This window comes from Thermoanaerobacter wiegelii Rt8.B1 (assembly GCF_000147695.2).
Lineage (GTDB): Bacteria > Bacillota > Thermoanaerobacteria > Thermoanaerobacterales > Thermoanaerobacteraceae > Thermoanaerobacter > Thermoanaerobacter ethanolicus.
The window spans coordinates 2735997-2752392 of sequence record NC_015958.1; the positions used below are offsets into that span (position 1 = coordinate 2735997).

Annotated in this window: 15 protein-coding genes; 4 read left to right on the forward strand and 11 right to left on the reverse strand. The window is 33.1% G+C overall.

Going from position 1 to position 16396, the window contains the following annotated elements:
- Nucleotides 1-151 precede the first annotated feature (151 nt).
- From THEWI_RS13340 to THEWI_RS13350, 3 genes are all read right to left on the reverse strand, one after another.
- On the reverse strand, nt 152-1828 hold the full coding sequence (locus THEWI_RS13340) for a phospho-sugar mutase (protein ID WP_014063765.1): 1677 nt from the start codon (nt 1826-1828) through the stop codon (nt 152-154).
- 122 nt (nt 1829-1950) lie between these two features.
- Complete coding sequence (gene pepF / locus THEWI_RS13345) at nt 1951-3762, reverse strand: oligoendopeptidase F (RefSeq protein ID WP_014063766.1); 1812 nt, start codon at nt 3760-3762, stop codon at nt 1951-1953.
- 111 nt (nt 3763-3873) lie between these two features.
- A complete protein-coding gene (locus tag THEWI_RS13350) occupies nt 3874-4677 on the reverse strand; it encodes a class I SAM-dependent methyltransferase (RefSeq protein ID WP_003871191.1) in 804 nt (267 codons plus the stop codon).
- Nucleotides 4678-5040: 363 nt separating this feature from the next.
- On the opposite strand from THEWI_RS13350, the gene THEWI_RS13355 reads away from it, so the two are divergent.
- Genes THEWI_RS13355 through THEWI_RS13365 form a run of 3 tightly spaced genes read left to right on the forward strand, consistent with a single transcriptional unit; the run spans nt 5041 to nt 7581 of the window.
- Nucleotides 5041-6027: an ABC transporter ATP-binding protein gene (locus tag THEWI_RS13355; protein WP_014063767.1), complete on the forward strand. Its 987-nt coding sequence runs from the start codon at nt 5041-5043 to the stop codon at nt 6025-6027.
- Complete coding sequence (locus THEWI_RS13360) at nt 6024-6818, forward strand: ABC transporter permease (protein WP_014063768.1); 795 nt, start codon at nt 6024-6026, stop codon at nt 6816-6818. Before THEWI_RS13355 ends, THEWI_RS13360 begins: the two co-directional genes overlap by 4 nt.
- 4 nt (nt 6819-6822) lie before the next feature.
- Nucleotides 6823-7581 (forward strand): ABC transporter permease, encoded by a 759-nt coding sequence (locus THEWI_RS13365; protein WP_014063769.1) that lies wholly within the window; start codon nt 6823-6825, stop codon nt 7579-7581.
- Between the two features lie 27 nt (nt 7582-7608).
- Here the strand turns inward: THEWI_RS13365 and THEWI_RS14075 are convergent, their stop codons facing one another.
- The 6 genes from THEWI_RS14075 to THEWI_RS15350 form a co-directional block, all read right to left on the reverse strand.
- Nucleotides 7609-7899 (reverse strand): ABC-2 family transporter protein, encoded by a 291-nt coding sequence (locus THEWI_RS14075; protein WP_083820915.1) that lies wholly within the window; start codon nt 7897-7899, stop codon nt 7609-7611.
- A gap of 187 nt (nt 7900-8086) precedes the next feature.
- Nucleotides 8087-8359 carry a hypothetical protein gene (locus THEWI_RS13370; RefSeq protein ID WP_041589268.1) on the reverse strand — a complete coding sequence of 91 codons (273 nt, stop codon included), beginning with the start codon at nt 8357-8359 and terminating at the stop codon, nt 8087-8089.
- Between the two features lie 263 nt (nt 8360-8622).
- The gene (locus tag THEWI_RS13375) at nt 8623-10308 is read right to left on the reverse strand and encodes an ABC transporter ATP-binding protein (RefSeq protein ID WP_014063770.1); all 1686 of its coding nucleotides are present in this window, start codon (nt 10306-10308) and stop codon (nt 8623-8625) included.
- A 395-nt stretch (nt 10309-10703) separates the two neighbouring features.
- Complete coding sequence (locus THEWI_RS13380; RefSeq protein WP_014063771.1) at nt 10704-11909, reverse strand: MFS transporter; 1206 nt, start codon at nt 11907-11909, stop codon at nt 10704-10706.
- A gap of 80 nt (nt 11910-11989) precedes the next feature.
- Nucleotides 11990-12400: an ATP-binding cassette domain-containing protein gene (locus tag THEWI_RS15345; RefSeq protein WP_279625601.1), complete on the reverse strand. Its 411-nt coding sequence runs from the start codon at nt 12398-12400 to the stop codon at nt 11990-11992.
- A gap of 55 nt (nt 12401-12455) precedes the next feature.
- A complete protein-coding gene (locus THEWI_RS15350) occupies nt 12456-12695 on the reverse strand; it encodes an ATP-binding cassette domain-containing protein (protein WP_279625602.1) in 240 nt (79 codons plus the stop codon).
- A 203-nt stretch (nt 12696-12898) separates the two neighbouring features.
- Between THEWI_RS15350 and THEWI_RS13390 the strand changes: the two genes are divergently transcribed.
- On the forward strand, nt 12899-14182 hold the full coding sequence (locus THEWI_RS13390) for a helix-turn-helix domain-containing protein (protein WP_014063772.1): 1284 nt from the start codon (nt 12899-12901) through the stop codon (nt 14180-14182).
- A gap of 418 nt (nt 14183-14600) precedes the next feature.
- Here THEWI_RS13390 and THEWI_RS15180 read toward each other — a convergent pair whose 3' ends face one another.
- Both THEWI_RS15180 and THEWI_RS15185 read right to left on the reverse strand, forming a co-directional pair.
- Nucleotides 14601-15548 carry an ABC transporter ATP-binding protein gene (locus THEWI_RS15180; RefSeq protein WP_244262258.1) on the reverse strand — a complete coding sequence of 316 codons (948 nt, stop codon included), beginning with the start codon at nt 15546-15548 and terminating at the stop codon, nt 14601-14603.
- An 8-nt stretch (nt 15549-15556) separates the two neighbouring features.
- Nucleotides 15557-16333, reverse strand: coding sequence for an ABC transporter transmembrane domain-containing protein (locus tag THEWI_RS15185; protein ID WP_083820916.1), 777 nt, complete (start codon nt 16331-16333; stop codon nt 15557-15559).
- Nucleotides 16334-16396 lie beyond the last annotated feature (63 nt).

Below are 16396 nucleotides of genomic sequence, written 5' to 3' on the forward strand. Positions count from 1 at the left end.
AGATTCCACCTCACGATGGACACCCTTGCTCTTGGCTAGTGGTTCCCACTACCAAGCCCACAGCGGACTTTCACCGCCTAGTTATCGCCCATGCCGGGCGCACATATAAAAAGGAAACCACTTATTGTGGTCTCCTTTGAAATAACTAATCTTATAAACCTAAAACTTTTGTAAACTCTTCTTTTGCCTTTTCTAATAGAGATTTAGCTTCTTCAAAAGTTTCCATATTCATAACCATAAAGTAAAACTTCACTTTTGGCTCTGTCCCTGAAGGCCTTGCATAGACCAAAAGCTTATCTCCAAACTCCATCCTCAAAACATCTGAAGGCGGAATTTGTCCATGTCCTTTTAAATAATCTATCATCCCTGTCAGTTTATGTCCCGCAAGATTTTCAATAGGATTTTCCCTCAACCTTTTCATTATTCTCTTTATCTTTTCTACTCCTGCTCCCCCTTCATACACAGGAGAAAGCTGCCCTTCAAGATAATACCCGTATTTTTTATAAATCTCTTCTAAAGCGTCCACCAAAGTCATGCCCTTTTGCTTGTAATAAGCTGCCATTTCACAAGTCACCATTATTGGAGTCCCAGAATCTTTATCGTAAACAAAATCACCTATATTGTATCCATAGCTTTCCTCATAAGCAAAAAACACTGTCTTGCCTTCTGCTCTCAATCTGTCAGCCTCATTGCAAATCCACTTAAATCCAGTCAATACTTCAGAAACCTCAACCCCATGAGCCTTTGCAATTTTAGCAAACAACTTTGAAGAAACAATGGACTCTATAACTGCTGGATTTTTAGGCATGCCCTTTTTTGAATACATCTCCAACAAGAAATTCAAAAAAAGTATCCCCATTTGATTGCCATCTATTCTCACATAATCTCCCTTATGCTTCACTAATACTCCCATCCTGTCCGCGTCAGGGTCAGAAGCTACAACTATATCTGCATCAAGCCTTTTCGCATCATCTAAAGCTAACTTAAAGGCGTCATCAAATTCGGGATTAGGATAATTTACTGTAGGAAAATTTCCATCAGGTACTTGCTGCTCTTTTTGAATGTAAATATCAAAACCCACTTTTTCAAGCAGTGGTGGCACTATCTTTATGCCTGTTCCGTGAAGCGGTGTATAGACAATATTTAAATCTTTTGAAGAAATTCCAAAAGAATAAGAAAGTGCTCTTTCAAAATATGCCAAATCAATTTCCTGACCCACCATTACAACAAGCCCTTTTTTCTTTGCCTCTTCAAAAGGCATCCTCTTTATTTCACCAAAAGATTTTATTTCCTCATATTCTTTTATAATCCCCTCATCATGAGGCGGTATCACCTGCGCTCCATTTGACCAATATACCTTGTAACCATTGTACTCTAGAGGATTATGACTTGCAGTAATCATTATACCTGCTGTTGTCTTTAAATACCTAACAGCAAATGACAAAAGAGGAGTTGGTCTAAAGTCGTCAAACAAATACACCTTTATGCCATTTGCAGCAAGAATTTCTGCCGATTCAATTGCAAAATCCTTAGAAAAATTCCTTGTATCATAAGAAATAGCAACACTTTTTTCTCCTCGTACCGTCTTATTTATGTAATTGGCAAAAGCTTGTGTTGCTCTACCTACAGTGTAAAAATTCATCCTATTTGCTCCAAGCCCTATAACGCCCCGCATACCTGCTGTGCCAAATTCCAGGTCTTTAAAAAAAGCATCCTGTATTTCAGATTCATTCATTTTCCTTAAAACTTCTTTATCCTTCTCTGAAATTGAAGGATCATTTAACCATGCTTGATACCTCTCCATTGTTTCCTTCTCCATCTCATCCACGCCTTTCCTACTACCTATTTTTTGTACTTCTATCTTAACCAATTTAAATTTTATTGTCTACAATTTATAAAAAAACTGATACTCAAAGCTGAGTATCAGCGAAAATGTCAAGTTTTGTAAATTTATTTTTCTAATTCCTCTGTTAATTTAATTATCTCATCTATTATACTGCCAATATACTGGATTGTATCCAATAACGGCTTTTCTGTTGTTATATCTACTCCCGCCATTTTCGCCAGTTCTACTGGTGTCTTTGTACCGCCAGCTTTTAATACCTCTTTCCAATCTTCCAATGCCTTTTGCCCTTCCTCTAAATATCTCTTGTTCACTTGGGTGGCTATAGTAAGCCCTGCACTGTAAGTGTAAGGGTAAAGTCCCATATAATAATGAGGCTGTCTCATCCAAGTGAGTTCTGCTCCTTCGTTTATTTTAACAGCATCTCCCCAGAACTTTTCCAGAACTTCTCTTTTAATCTTATTCAAAGTGGGAGCAGTAACAGACCCTCCCTCATCAATTATCCTGTACACTTCTCTTTGATAAGCTGCTTCTAAAAGGTGCGTCACAAAATTGTGGTAATATGTCCTGGAAATCAAAGTAGAGAGCACCCATCTCTTCATTCTCTTATCATTGCTATTTTTCTGCATCAAATAATTAGCCATGAGAAGCTCATTCATTGTGGATGGCGCTTCTATAAAGTAAAGGGATGGCCTTGAATCAAAAATATTTTGATGCTGATGTGCCAAGTAAAAATGCCCAGCATGCCCCAGCTCATGCGCTAGGACAAACACTTCTCTCATTTTATCCGCCCAGTTTATCAAAACGTACGGGTGAGCACCGTAAGGTGTGGCACAAAAAGCACCTGTAGCCTTTCCTCTATTTTCCGCAAAATCTATCCATCTCTCGCTAAAAGCTCTTCTTATCATCTCCCTGTAATCTTCGCCGAAAACTGAAAGCCCCTCTTCTATGTACCTTTTTGCCTCTTCAATTGTCACTTCTGGCTCAAAATCAGGGTCTACTTCCAGCTTCAAATCGGCAAAAGTCATCTCATCTAACCCGTGTATTCTTTGAAGAAGTTTAGCAAATTTTCTTATATGAGGTGCAAGATTTTCCATTATAAGGTCAATCTGCCTCTCGTACATATCCCTTTCCACTTTCTGAGGGAAAAGCAAGCTATCAATGACAGAATCAAACCCCCTCAAAGTGGCTATAATCTTCTCTTTCTGCACCTGTGCCTGGTAAACAGCTGCTATAGTGTGCTGATATTCCTTTAATTTTCTGTAAAAAGCTTCAAAGGCAGCTCTTCTGACTTTCGCATCTTTCTCATACTCCCATTTAGTCTCAAATAGTGAAAAGCTCAAAGGGTATTCCTTGTCTTCAACCTTAAAAGTTCCAAAATCCATATCTGCCAATTTTGCCATATTGTAAATATCTTCAAAAACTTCTAAAACAGGAGATAAAGCAGACAAAGCCTTTTCAACTTCGGGATGAAGGGCATGTTTTTTCTTCCTCAAAATTTCTTTCAGATAATTTGCATTTTCCTTCGACCCTTCTATCGCTTTATTTATCACCTCTTCTTCCTGCTGTATAATCTCAGAATCCACAAAACTTATGCGGCTCTCAATATTTGATGCGACATTTCTAAACTTCATCTGCCTCTGAAGATTTTCTGTATTGGTCTGGTCAACTGCTACAGCTAGATAAGCATAGCTACCTGCCAGTGTAAGAAGCTCTGCTATACTTCTTAACTTGTCCAGGCACTTATTAATATTTTCCGGAGTTGTGAGCTTACCTTTAAATTCTTCTTCAAGCTCTTTTGTAAGCTCTTCCGTTTTTTTAACTGTCGCTTCATACTCTTCTTCTGTCTTGAAAATACCCGACAAATCCCAAGTCAGCCTTTCATCAACATCCTTTCTATCCAACAAATGTGTACTCAAAAAAATACCCCCCTTTAATTTTGGTAATTATATGATACCCCCTCAAAAAAATAAAATCAACCCGAATTGATTCTGCATTGATTTCCTTTTTTTGTATTTAGTTTTGTTTTCTTATTTACATTTTTGTGCAACAAATAATAAATGATTACTTGCTCCGAAAAACTCTGGCTTTTCGCTATAATAAAAATGGAAATTAAGCCACAATTGATAACTCTCATCATCCATGTTGTTTATTTTATCCGCTAATAATTCACTTAAACCATCGGTTGCAATTTCAGCCACAATTGTCAATCCGGAGTTTTTAAGTAATTCTCTTGCTTGTTGGACTGTTATAAATACAAAAGGAAAATCTCTTACCTTAAAAGTCTTGCGGTCATAATTACCTTTCCTTAAATAATCAGGTTGATAACACATGGTTTCTGTAACAATAACCATATCATTATTAATAAACGCAAAAAGCATCATTCCATCATCTTTACATACCCGTTTTACTTCCTCTATACATTTCAATCGATTCCCTATATCTTCTAAATGATACAATGGGCCAAGACATAACACAATATCATAGCTATTATTTTCGAATCTAGAAAGATCTAAAGCATTACCTTGAAATATGTCAAGTTTCATATATGGCTTTTTCTTTTCTTTAATACGTTTTACATGTTTTTCAACCAAATCTACCGCAGTTACTTGATAACCCTTTTCTGCAAAATACAAAGAATATTCTCCAGTGCCTGCTCCTAAGTCTAAAATTTTCATTCCCGGTTTCAAATATTTTTCAATTTGTCTTACTGTAGTTAAAAATTCAATTCTTGAAGCTTTTGAAGATAACCTGAAATCTTCATCAAAAATTTCATAAAGAGCTGAAATTCTCTCTTCTTCACTTTCTATTTTTAGTAAGTCTTCCATTTTCATTTATCATTACCCCCATTAAATGGATAGTTTCATGAATCTTATGATTTTATTCTATCAACTCTACTCTCTTTATCAATAGGGAAATTACTTGATAATTTCATCAGCCAATATACCAATTCTTTCCCTGGATATTCCATTGTTTTACGTGTTAATTGTATTATACCAATATTTTTAAGATATTTCATTTTCCACTATTATCAATAAAAAACCAAATAGGATAAAAATATGTTCCATTTGCCATTACTTAATATGTTATTGTATAATATTGACTGTAAACTGTAAAGACTTTTCCAAAAGTACTTATTTCAAAGAAACCTCTCATAAATAATTTAACAGATAAAATAGCCCTCAGGAGGAAAAACAGTGGAACCTCAAATAATTGTCAAAAATGTCAGTAAAACCTACAAAGTATATATTAAAGAAAATGGAATAATAAATATGATTAAAGGATTATTTCGTCGTAAATACAAATATATTGAAGCCGTAAAAGACATTTCTTTTACTGTAAACCCCGGGGAAATACTTGGACTAATTGGTCTAAACGGTGCTGGAAAAACCACCACTATTAAATTAGTATCCGGCATCATTAAAGCAGACAAAGGTATTATAAAGGTATTAGGCAGCGATCCCTTTTTACGAAGCAAAGATTATAGAAGGAAAGTATCATTAGTCATGGGACAAAAAGGGCAGTTAGATCCTGATTTATCTATTATTGATTCTGTAAAACTTTTTGCTTCTATTTACTCTATTGACAAAAAGGAAGCAATTTCAAGAGCAAAATCAATGGCAGAAGAATTGGGCTTGTCAGAAATAGACCTGAAAAAACAAGTTAGAGCACTCTCTTTAGGACAAAGAATGAAAGGGGAATTAATCTTATCATTTATTCATCTGCCGGTAATCGTTTTTCTTGATGAGCCTACTTTAGGCTTAGATTTTATCACCCAAAGGGCAATTAGAAACTACTTAAAAAATTACAAGAGAAAATACAATGCATCAATAATACTCACAAGCCATTACATAACTGATATTGAAGATTTATGCGACAACATCTATATACTCCACAAAGGTCAAGAGCTATATTATGGAACAATTGAGAAACTGAAAAGTATGATGTCCAACATCAGAAAGGTTAGATTTAACGCAAGCAATTGTGCAGTTGAAAGAATCAGCAAATATTATAAAGTAGAAAAAGCAAGCGAAGAACAAGAATATTTCATCAGATTTAGCCCAGATGAAACGATAAATGTAATGAGAGTTTTGTCAAATGAAGCTGAAATTTCAAATATAAATTTTCACGACGATACTCTCGATATTATCATAGAGTCATTGTATAAGGGTGCAGAAAAATGAAGACATTGTATACTTTCATGGGATATTTTGATTGCTCAATAAAAAAACTCTTAATGTATAGAATTTACCTTGTAGGAGAGCTTTTAAGTTCTCTAATTGTACCAATTGTAATAAGCTCCTTTCTCTGGAGGTCTTTAATTGAAACAAATCCCATAAATTACAGTCTAAAAGAAATGATGATTTACATTATCATTTCTAATGTAATGCTTCTATTTACACAAATTCATGCTGAACATGACCTTGAAAAGGATATAAAAACTTACAGATTTGGCCAAAAGCTTTTACTTCCAGTGGATTATTTGACCAGTATTTCATATAGTCACATATCTTCAAGCCTTGCAAAGTTTGCAACTTTATATTTGCCTGTAATTATTGTAATCTCAATTTGGGCAAAAATTGAAATCCCAGCAAACCGGCTATTATACCTGCCTGCAACATTAATTTTGGGTTTTTTACTCAATGCTTTATTTTCCTTTATAATAGGCTTGTTATCTTTTTGGCTGACAGAAATCTGGGGCATAGCTGCCATCAGAAACTTACTGACAGGTCTTCTTTCAGGTGCCACTTTCCCTTTAGACCTTTTGCCTGGCAAAATTGAATCAATTATGCTAATGACTCCTTTCCCTTATATGACATACATCCCGTCAAAGCTTATATGTGATGCTAATTTTGACATTGAAATAGTAAATAAAGGATTGTTTATTTCATTAGTTTGGGTGTTAATACTTGGTTTCATTGTTTTTTTACTCATGAAAAATGGATTAAAAAAATACACCTCTCATGGAGCGTGAAAACATGTTAATAGAATCTATAAGATTTTCAATTAAAAAAGCAATTCAATATCGGGCAAATTTAATCAGCTGGTTTTTGGCAGACTTATCTTTATATACTGCGACATTTTTAGGCTATTACCTGCTTACTCAAAAAATTGCCGTTTTCGGTAATTACAGCAGAGAAGAAATCCTCTTTTATATAACCTGTTTCTTTTTAGTAAACAACCTATACGCAATTTTCTTTGCCGAAGCAGTTTCTAAGTTTGGACAATCAGTGTTAACAGGATATTTTGATTTTGATTTATTAAAACCACAACCACTTACAAAATATATAGTGTTAAAAAACTTAAACTTTCCGGCAGCTTTTTCGACACCACTCTTAATAGCCTTAAATATTTACTGCCTGAAATTGTGTGGGATTAAACTGACGATACCATATATTATTTCAATTTTTAGTGCTGCAATCTTAATGGGGCTGCTGTTTTCTATAGTATACAGTTTCACCCTTTTTGGCTTAAGGTCTGAAGCAATTTCTGGAGTAGTCCTGCAGCTTTTAACAGTTGCAGAAAAGCCTGACACGGTTTTCCCGAAAATTGTTCGCAATTTACTCATATATGCAATTCCCATTTTCTTATTCAGTGCAATACCTGCAAGGATTGCCCTCGGTAAGAGCAGTATATTTGAAAAGGTATGGTGTTATTTATCCCCTGTATTATACTATTTGATTTTAAAAATTTTGCTGCATCAAGGATTAAAAAGATACCAGTCAGGAGCTGAATGATAAGTGGTTAGGAAGAAAACTCAACAATCAACTGCCTGAGCTTGAATAATGCTTGAGGGCTAAATTCCAAATACTGTATGAAATTACAAAAAAGAGTATTGAAACTAAAGGAGTTAATAACGCAAACAATAGGCTATACTTATAATCTGTTATGTAAAACAAACTGGGATAAAAAGCTGTAAAACCAATTGGAATTAAAACAGTGAAAACAAATCTGAGTATATCGCTGGATATAGTAATTGGGTACTTTGAAAATTCAAAAAGGTCCATTACAAGATTTGATAAACCCGTCTCTTTAATGGTAAAAAAGGAAATCATTGTCTCATTTTTACCATTGTCAGTAAAGAGTTAAATATAGAGGGTAAGGTCTTATCTGTCCTTATCTCTTACCATTTTTATTTAGACAAGAAAACCGTCACTTTGTCTATATTTATAACAAATGCGCCTGCGAATTACTAAAAACTATTTCCCTCTTGTTTCCATCCACTATCCAATATTCTATCAACTAGTTAAAATACCCTAATATAGAAATAGGGGCTGCCACTTCTACTCCAGGAATACTGCGTATTGTCTCCAAATCTTCAAAAGAGATGCCACCGTAGCTGGCCAGTGGTGTCTGCGGTGCAACCCACCCATCCCCCAGGGCTTGATATGTTTGGCTGTCCTTGGGATAAACCAGTATGTCATATTGCCAGCGCCAGTGATCTTGTAGGTCCTCTCTTGCTTTGATAGTAACAACTTCTGTTAGCCTTTGTAATCCAGCATATCCTACACCCAAAATAAATTAAAGTCGCCAAAATAAAGAGAAATATTGGCCATCTTTGTCGAATAGAAATCTTCAAATATGTAAAGATAGTATATCCCCCATTAAATTTCAAAACATACATTTTATTTTCTTCTAAATTTTCTTTTTTACTTATTCTATTTCCTATATTATACAAAATAAAGAAAACAATTTCAACCCGATTTAAATCGGGGTTGGATGTAAAAAAATGGATATGCGCATAAAAAAATAAGCCCACATAAAAGGGCTTATTTAAACTAGCTTACCACTGATAAAACTACACTCGCAGGTGTGAAAATCTCATCAAAAGTACCTATTTTTATTACTTCTCCATCCTCTACAAAAATTATCTTGTCATATTTTCTCAACACCTCTTCAGAAGTATTATGAGTAATTACCAATGCTGTCAAACCTTCTATGCTTAAAATAGAATCTTCTATGCTGGAGGCTGTCTTTTTATCCAGTGAAGATGTAGGTTCATCTGAAACCAAAATAGGTGTGCCCTTAATTAGTGCCCTCGCAATACTTATTCTCTGCCTTTCTCCACCTGATAAATTGTTTCCTTTCTCTCCTACTTCAGTGTTTTCTTTTTCAGGTAGTTTCTCTATAAATTCCTTTAAACCAGAGAGAGAAATTGCTCTTTCTATAATTTTTTCATCATACTCTTTAAAAAGAGTTATATTGTTTTTTATACTAGTATCAAACATAAACACATTTTGATGTATTACAGATATTAAATTATTGTACAAATCTTCTGTTTTTATCTTCCTTATATCTATACCGTCAATTAAGATTTTACCCTCAAAATTGTTATAGTATTTCAAAAGAAGTTTTAGTATTGTAGATTTTCCGCTGCCACTTGGACCAATAATTGCACATTTTTCTCCTCTTTTTACTGTAAAAGATACATTCTTTAAAACTGGTTCTTTTCTGCTATCATAAGAAAAACTAACATTGTCAAACACTATTGCATCATTAAAGTCTTCCTTTGAAACAAATTCCTCTTTTCCGTCTTTCTTGTCCTGCATAATATCTATTATTTTCTGCTGTATTGACTCTGTTCCTTTTAAAGCATTTACTTTTTCTATAATTCCTATCATCGGATTTACAATGTTATTCATCAATTGTACTGCAGCTATCATCAATCCCGGTTCTATAACATGCTTTATCACAAGATAGGCTCCAACGCCCAGTGAAACAAAAAACATTAAAGATCCAAAAAATTCCGTCAAAGCATTTGCTAAAGCAAGTATTTTTTCAAAGAAAAATCTAGTGTCTTCTACTTTTTTGTTGTATTTCTGATACTGTTTCTCCACCAATTTTTCCACATTAAAACTTTTGACTATTTCAAAGCCAGACAATATGTCATTTGTCTGCACTGTCAAATCAGATAAACTATCAGAAAAATCTTTTTTAGCTTTACTTATTTTCTCCCTAAAAAGATAAGGAATAACTATGAGAAAAATACTTATGACAAAAACTCCTACAGCAATGTAAACATTTAATTTAAAAATCGCCACAGTAGCGATTATAAAAGAAAATATTTGCTCTAACATTATCAGTATATTCTTAAAATAATCCTGTTCAAGTATTGTGATATCATTATTCAAAGTAGAAATATACGCAGCACTATTGCCCTTTTGAAACTGGTCTATTTCTCTATTTATGACTTTAGAAAATATGTCATTTTTTAAATTGTAAAGCATTTGTCTTACATAGTTCGCCCTTAAAACTCTCAAAAAATACCATACAATGAGTACTCCAATTAAATACAATACAAAAATTATACTGGTTCCATAAAGGCTTTCCATATTATATTGTACAGCTGCATCTACAAAACTTCCCAAAATAAATGCCACCATAACAGTTAATATACTTTCTGCCAATGTGAAAATTATATTTGCTGTAAGTAGTAACTTATGCTTAAAAAAATACTCCCTCATTCTCTCACCTTCCTAAAGCCTCTACTAATACAAATCCCATTTCAACTCCTAAAAACAGACCACCCATGAAATGTCCAAGAAGTATCCTAAACCTGTACCAATAAATAAGCATCCTACAAAAATTTTGCCTTTCTTTATAAATCCCAAAGTATCCCCCCTATTTTTCTTAAACTAATCAACACTAATCTTAAATAATACAAATTTAAAATTAATTTTTTTTATTTTTGTTGCTTTAATAATAACATTATTTAAATTTCCAGTAAAATTTATTAAATCACGAAAAACGGCCTTTATTTCGCATTTAATGAATTTTTCTTATGAATTCTCTAAATTTTAAAGTTTTATTCCTTTTTTCTGTGTAAATTAAAAAAAGCATAGAGTAAAAGCTCTGCAGTTTACTCTATGCTTACTTCTTTTTCCAATACCATTGCCTTTTTAAAGGGTATGCTGGAAATTAAAGCAGTAATCAAAGATAAGAAAAGTGCAGCATTAAGGCCCATTCTGTCACTTAAGATTCCAAATAAATAAGTGCATAGAATTGTCGAAACACTAATAAACAGACTGTATATTGATATAATCGTAGCACGCTCTGAAGATGGTATTAATTTATTAAAATATGGCATAAAAATTGGTGTATGAGCTGAATATATCACTGTATAAATAATATAAGGTATAAATGAATAGCTTGGAATTACATACATCATAAATATAAACAATGCCGAGATAATACTTATAATCATTAATGTCCGAAGTAACCCGCCAAATTTTTCAGCTATTCTGTCAGCATAGCGTGGGACAATAATGCTAAGTATCATGGTTAACGCTAATATGACTCCAAACCATTCTACAGGTATACCTGCTTTTTCAAAATAGGGCTGCCACAACATTGACAAAATTCCCGAAGAAAAAAAGAAGAAAAATGCTCCAATTGTAATAGATAATAAAATCCGATGCTTAAATAGATATCCAGTTCCTTTGGAAATTTTACTAAAATATTCTCTATAACTGTATTCTACCTCTTTTTTCTGTGATTTATCTTTTTTGCCTGTTAAAAATACGTAAATAAAAACCAGAAAAATTCCTATACCTTCTATTAGCCAAATTTCTCTGAAGATGTTATAGCGTACTAAAATACTCCCTCCTAAAAAACCCATTGTGCTTCCCAAGTAATTATAACTTGTAAGACGTCCCCAGTATTTTGTAAGGTCTACGTCTTTTTCACTAAAAAGAATCGAATCAGCAAACCAAGATTCAAAGGCCCCAGAGTTGAGGGTAGCTCCAACCCCTGATAAAAAATAGAGAAATAATAAAACTGCAAAAGAGGTATTAAAGTATATACCGATAGAAGTCAAACTGCCAATCAACAAAGATAAAAGAACAGAAAATTTTCGACTATATGTATCCGCAAGAGCACCAGTTGGTATTTCAAAAAATGTTACTGCTACGTGATTTACTATTATTAGAAGGGAAATCTGTGCAAAATCTAGATTAATCTTATTAAAATATATCACCCAAAATGGTGCCATTAAAGATGTAAAAAAGCTTGAAAATAATGTTACTACTATTAAGAAAAATCGTATATTACCCTTCAAACTTTGCATTTATTTAAATCCTCCTAAAAACAGACAGGTCCCTGTCCCCTTGTCTTTGAACATTTTCATGTTTTACTGTGGGTGTTTCTTTACACCACAAATATTCCTTCTTCCCTCACTGGCTCCTCTACTTTATCCAACTTCTCTATATTAAATAAACTGTAAAAATATCCTTTCCTATCTAATAGCTCATCAAATTTCCCACTCTCTATTACTTTCCCATCTTTTAATACTATTATCTCATCATATTTCTTCAGTAACTCACTCCATAATCTGTGTGTCACTACTATTGCTGTTATATCTTTCATCTCCAATATCGTTTTCTCTATTAAATAGGCTGTCTCATTGTCTAACGCTGCTGTCGCCTCATCTAACGCCAAAATCGATGCATTTGTTATTATTGACCTGGCTACCGCTATCCTCTGCCTCTCCCCTCCTGATAATAATTTACCTCCTTCCCCTACATCACTGTATATCCCCTCTGGCAATTTCTCTAACAATGGCCCTAACCCCGCTATCTTTGCTGCTCTTATTACTTCTTCATCTGTGTATTTGTCATTTAAAAAGAGTTATGTTGTCTTTTACTGTGCCGTCAAATATGAATACATTTTGATGTAATAACGTAATTATTTTGAACAAGTCTTTCTTATCTATTTGCCTTAATTCAATCCCATCTAATAATATCTTCCCTTCATAGTTTTCATATTGTTTTAACAATAATTTCAGTATAGTCGATTTTCCTGCCCCACCTGTTCCTACTAAAGCGTATTTTCCACCTTTTTTGATTGCAGACAAAGGGACAGGGACTTGTCTTTTGTCTAAATTCTTTCATCTAAATAAATGAAGATATTTAGAAGTAAAATATGGAAATTTTCAAACAAAGAGAACCGTCCCTGCCGTTTGTTTACTCGTCAATTTTGTGTATTCCCTTTTATGGCCATAAATGCTATAATTATAAAAAACACTTAAACATTTTCATCCCCTCTGGTGGTGAAATTATGCTCTCTTCTATAGGCGATAAAATTAAAGCTTTGAGACTACAAAAAAATCTCTCACAAAGTGAATTGTGTGGAAATTTTATGAGTAGAGTGGTCTTGAGCAGAATTGAAAGCGGGAAAGCACTCCCCTCATTAGAACAGTTAGCTTACCTCGCCGAAAAATTAGAAGTACCTGTAAGTTATTTCTTTAGTGATTCTACAGGAGAAAAATACATACTTTTTGAGAAAAATTCGTCTTTACTTAAAGACTTGTTTTTAGCCAAAGATTATTACGAAATTATTAAATGGTCCGAGGAAAATCACAATGCTTTTTGTGAAGTAGAAGATTCTAATAAATACTACTATCTTGGCATGTCTTATTTTTACTCCAATATCTTTGATAAAGCTTTAAAAATTTTGAAAAAATATATAAATGCTTTTACTAAATCAAGCACAGACTTTAAAAGGGAAAATATAGAAAAATTTTCTGATGCCTTAAACTCTCTTTTTAAAATAATGCTTAAAAATAAAAACTATGAAAAGGGAATTCATTACTTAGAGCTTGCAAGAAAGTATCTTTATCAATTTAATGCCTTGAGTTTACCTGTAAGTTTTGCAATACATAATAATTTAGCTTACACTTACCTCAAAACGTGTCAGTTCCAAAAAGTAGTAATTATATTGGAAAATTTCATTAATTACAATAATGATATTATAAGCCTTAAAATTATGCCAGATATATATACTTCTCTAAATATCGCCTATTACAACTTAGGAAATTATGAAAAAGCCCTTTACTATATAAAAAAAGCGATACTTTTATTTGAGTTTCAGGGCGATCATTTAGAAGCTGGAAAATGCTACCTGAACTATATAAATACCTTAAGGCACAGTAGCAAATTTAAAGAAGCCTTTGAAGTGCTTGAAAAAGCTAAGAATGATTACAAAGATGACGCTGAACTTTATCACAAGTTTAAAATTCAAGAGATGATTCTTTATTTTAATATCGGTATGTATGAAAAAGTTATTGAACTTTCAGAAAGCATTAATACTTCTTTACTCAGCATGAGAGGGAAAAAAGAGCTCGCTTTCATATTAGGTCATATAAAATACTTGAATAAAGAATTTGAGGAGGCTTATAGATTTCTTAAAAAATGCGAAAAATATTTTGCTGAAGAGAATTTTTACAATGACCTATCTGTTATCTATGAAGACTTATACGCAATTCCAGGTGATGTTAATTATAGAGAAAAAGTATTGGCAGTAAAAAATAAATCAGGTAGGAAAAATGTAATTATAAAATAAGCAAATGTCCTGTATAGCAAAAAGCAGGAACCCTCCTCATAATAATGAGTTCCTCCTTTATATGAATCTCCTTATGGAAAAAACAGAGTATTATTTAGCTTTTACTAAATACCTTGAACATTTAAGAAAGCATATTTATACCACTAATATTATAGAAAGTAATATTATAGAAAGTGTCAATAGCCTGATCAAGAAAACCCGCATAAAAACAGGTGAATATTTCAATTCCGCTGAGGCCTTGAAATTAATATTTATCTCCAGAGAAAAAATTTAAAACAGACAAAAGGGAAAAAGCCGGTTCCAATGACAAATGGCCATATCTATGAAATACAACAACTTTTCCAGTTACGTTACTTTAACCAGACACAAAATTCTTGACAAATCTCCGAGTATACGCCTAGATTAAGAGGCCCTCAATCTATACCACAAATATTCCCCCTTCTTTCACTGGTTCCTCTACCTTATCCAGCTTCTCTATGTTAAATAAACTGTAAAAGTATCCTTTCCTCTCTATTAAATCGTCAAACTTGCCCCTCTCTACAATCCTACCATCTCTTAATACTATTATCTCATCATATTTCTTTAGTAGCTCACTCCACAACCTGTGTGTCACCACTATCGCCGTTATGTCCATCTCCAGTATCGTCTTCTCTATTAAATATGCCGTTTCATTGTCCAGTGCCGCTGTTGCCTCATCCAGTGCTAGTATTGACGCATTTGTTATTATTGACCTCGCTATCGCTATCCTCTGCCTCTCCCCTCCTGATAGAAGTTTTCCCCCTTCTCCTACATCGCTTAATATGCCCTCTGGCAATTTCTCTAACAATGGCCCTAATCCTGCTGTCTTCGCTGCTCTTATTACTTCTTCATCTGTGTATTTGTCATTAAATAGGGTTATGTTATCCTTTACTGTCCCGTCAAATATGAATACGTTCTGATGTAATAGCGTAATTATTTTGAATAAGTCTTTCTTGTCTATTCTCCTTAATTCTATCCCATCCAGTTTTATTTCTCCTTCATAGTTTTCATATTGTTTTAACAATAACTTGAGTATTGTGGATTTCCCTGCTCCACTCGTCCCTACTAATGCGTACTTTCCTCCTTTTTTGATTGTAAAGTTTATGTTATCCAAAGCTTTTGTCTCACCTGTGTAGCTAAAAGATACATTTTTAAATTCTATTGAATCGTTAAAAGATTTTACTGGTATATAATTATCCCCCTCTTCCTTTTCCTGTAATACTTCATTTATCTTCTGTGATATGCTCTTTAAGGAGAGTATCCTATTGAGATTTTGACCCATACTGTATATTGGCATAATTATGCTATTGCTAAGCTGCACACAGGCAATCATTGTTCCTAAAGTCATCTCTCCTTTTAGGTAAAGTACAAACCTACTGCAAATACAGAGAGGAAAATAAAACTACTTAAAATTTCAGACATAGTGTCAGAGGTATTTAAAAGTATGCTGTATTTAAGCTTTTTATCTTCCACATCTTCATTAATTTTTGAAAACTTCTCATGTACTTTATCCTCTATCCCGAAGCTCTTTATCACTTCAAGTCCTGTAAGAGTATCTTTAGATTCTATAGTAAAAAGTTCTAAGCTCTCAGAATAATCGTTTCTCATTTTAGCAATCTTATCATCAAAAATGCGAGGAATTATTACACTAAGAATTGCCATGAGTATTATCATCACAGTTATTTTGTAACTTAATATAAATAGAGAAATTAATGCAGCCACAAATCCTACTGCACTGCCTAAAAGCCTAAAGAAATTGTTAAAATAATCCTCTTCTACAATCTTTACATCATTTGAAATAATTGAAATGTACTTACCTGTATTAACTTCATTAAAATGTTCCACATCCTTTTTAATGATTGCTCTAAATAACCTGTCTTTTAGGTATATCAAAGTTTTTTTCATGTAATGAAATCGAGTTGTTCTATTTAACCATCCAACTACTGCTTCCAATATGGTAAACATTACTGCGAATTTGACAACAGAATAAAATTTCACCAAATCACGTGTAGTTGCTACATCTATGAGTTTTTTATAAATAAAAGCAAAGTAAATATTTATCAATACAGAAGCTACTAAGAAAAATACTGCAAGCACAAACTCTTTTTTGTACTTGAATAAAAATTCTCTCATACAGGTCTTTCACTCCTTTTATATAATAGTTTAGACTTGTGCAAAATTCAAAAGCCTTCATTT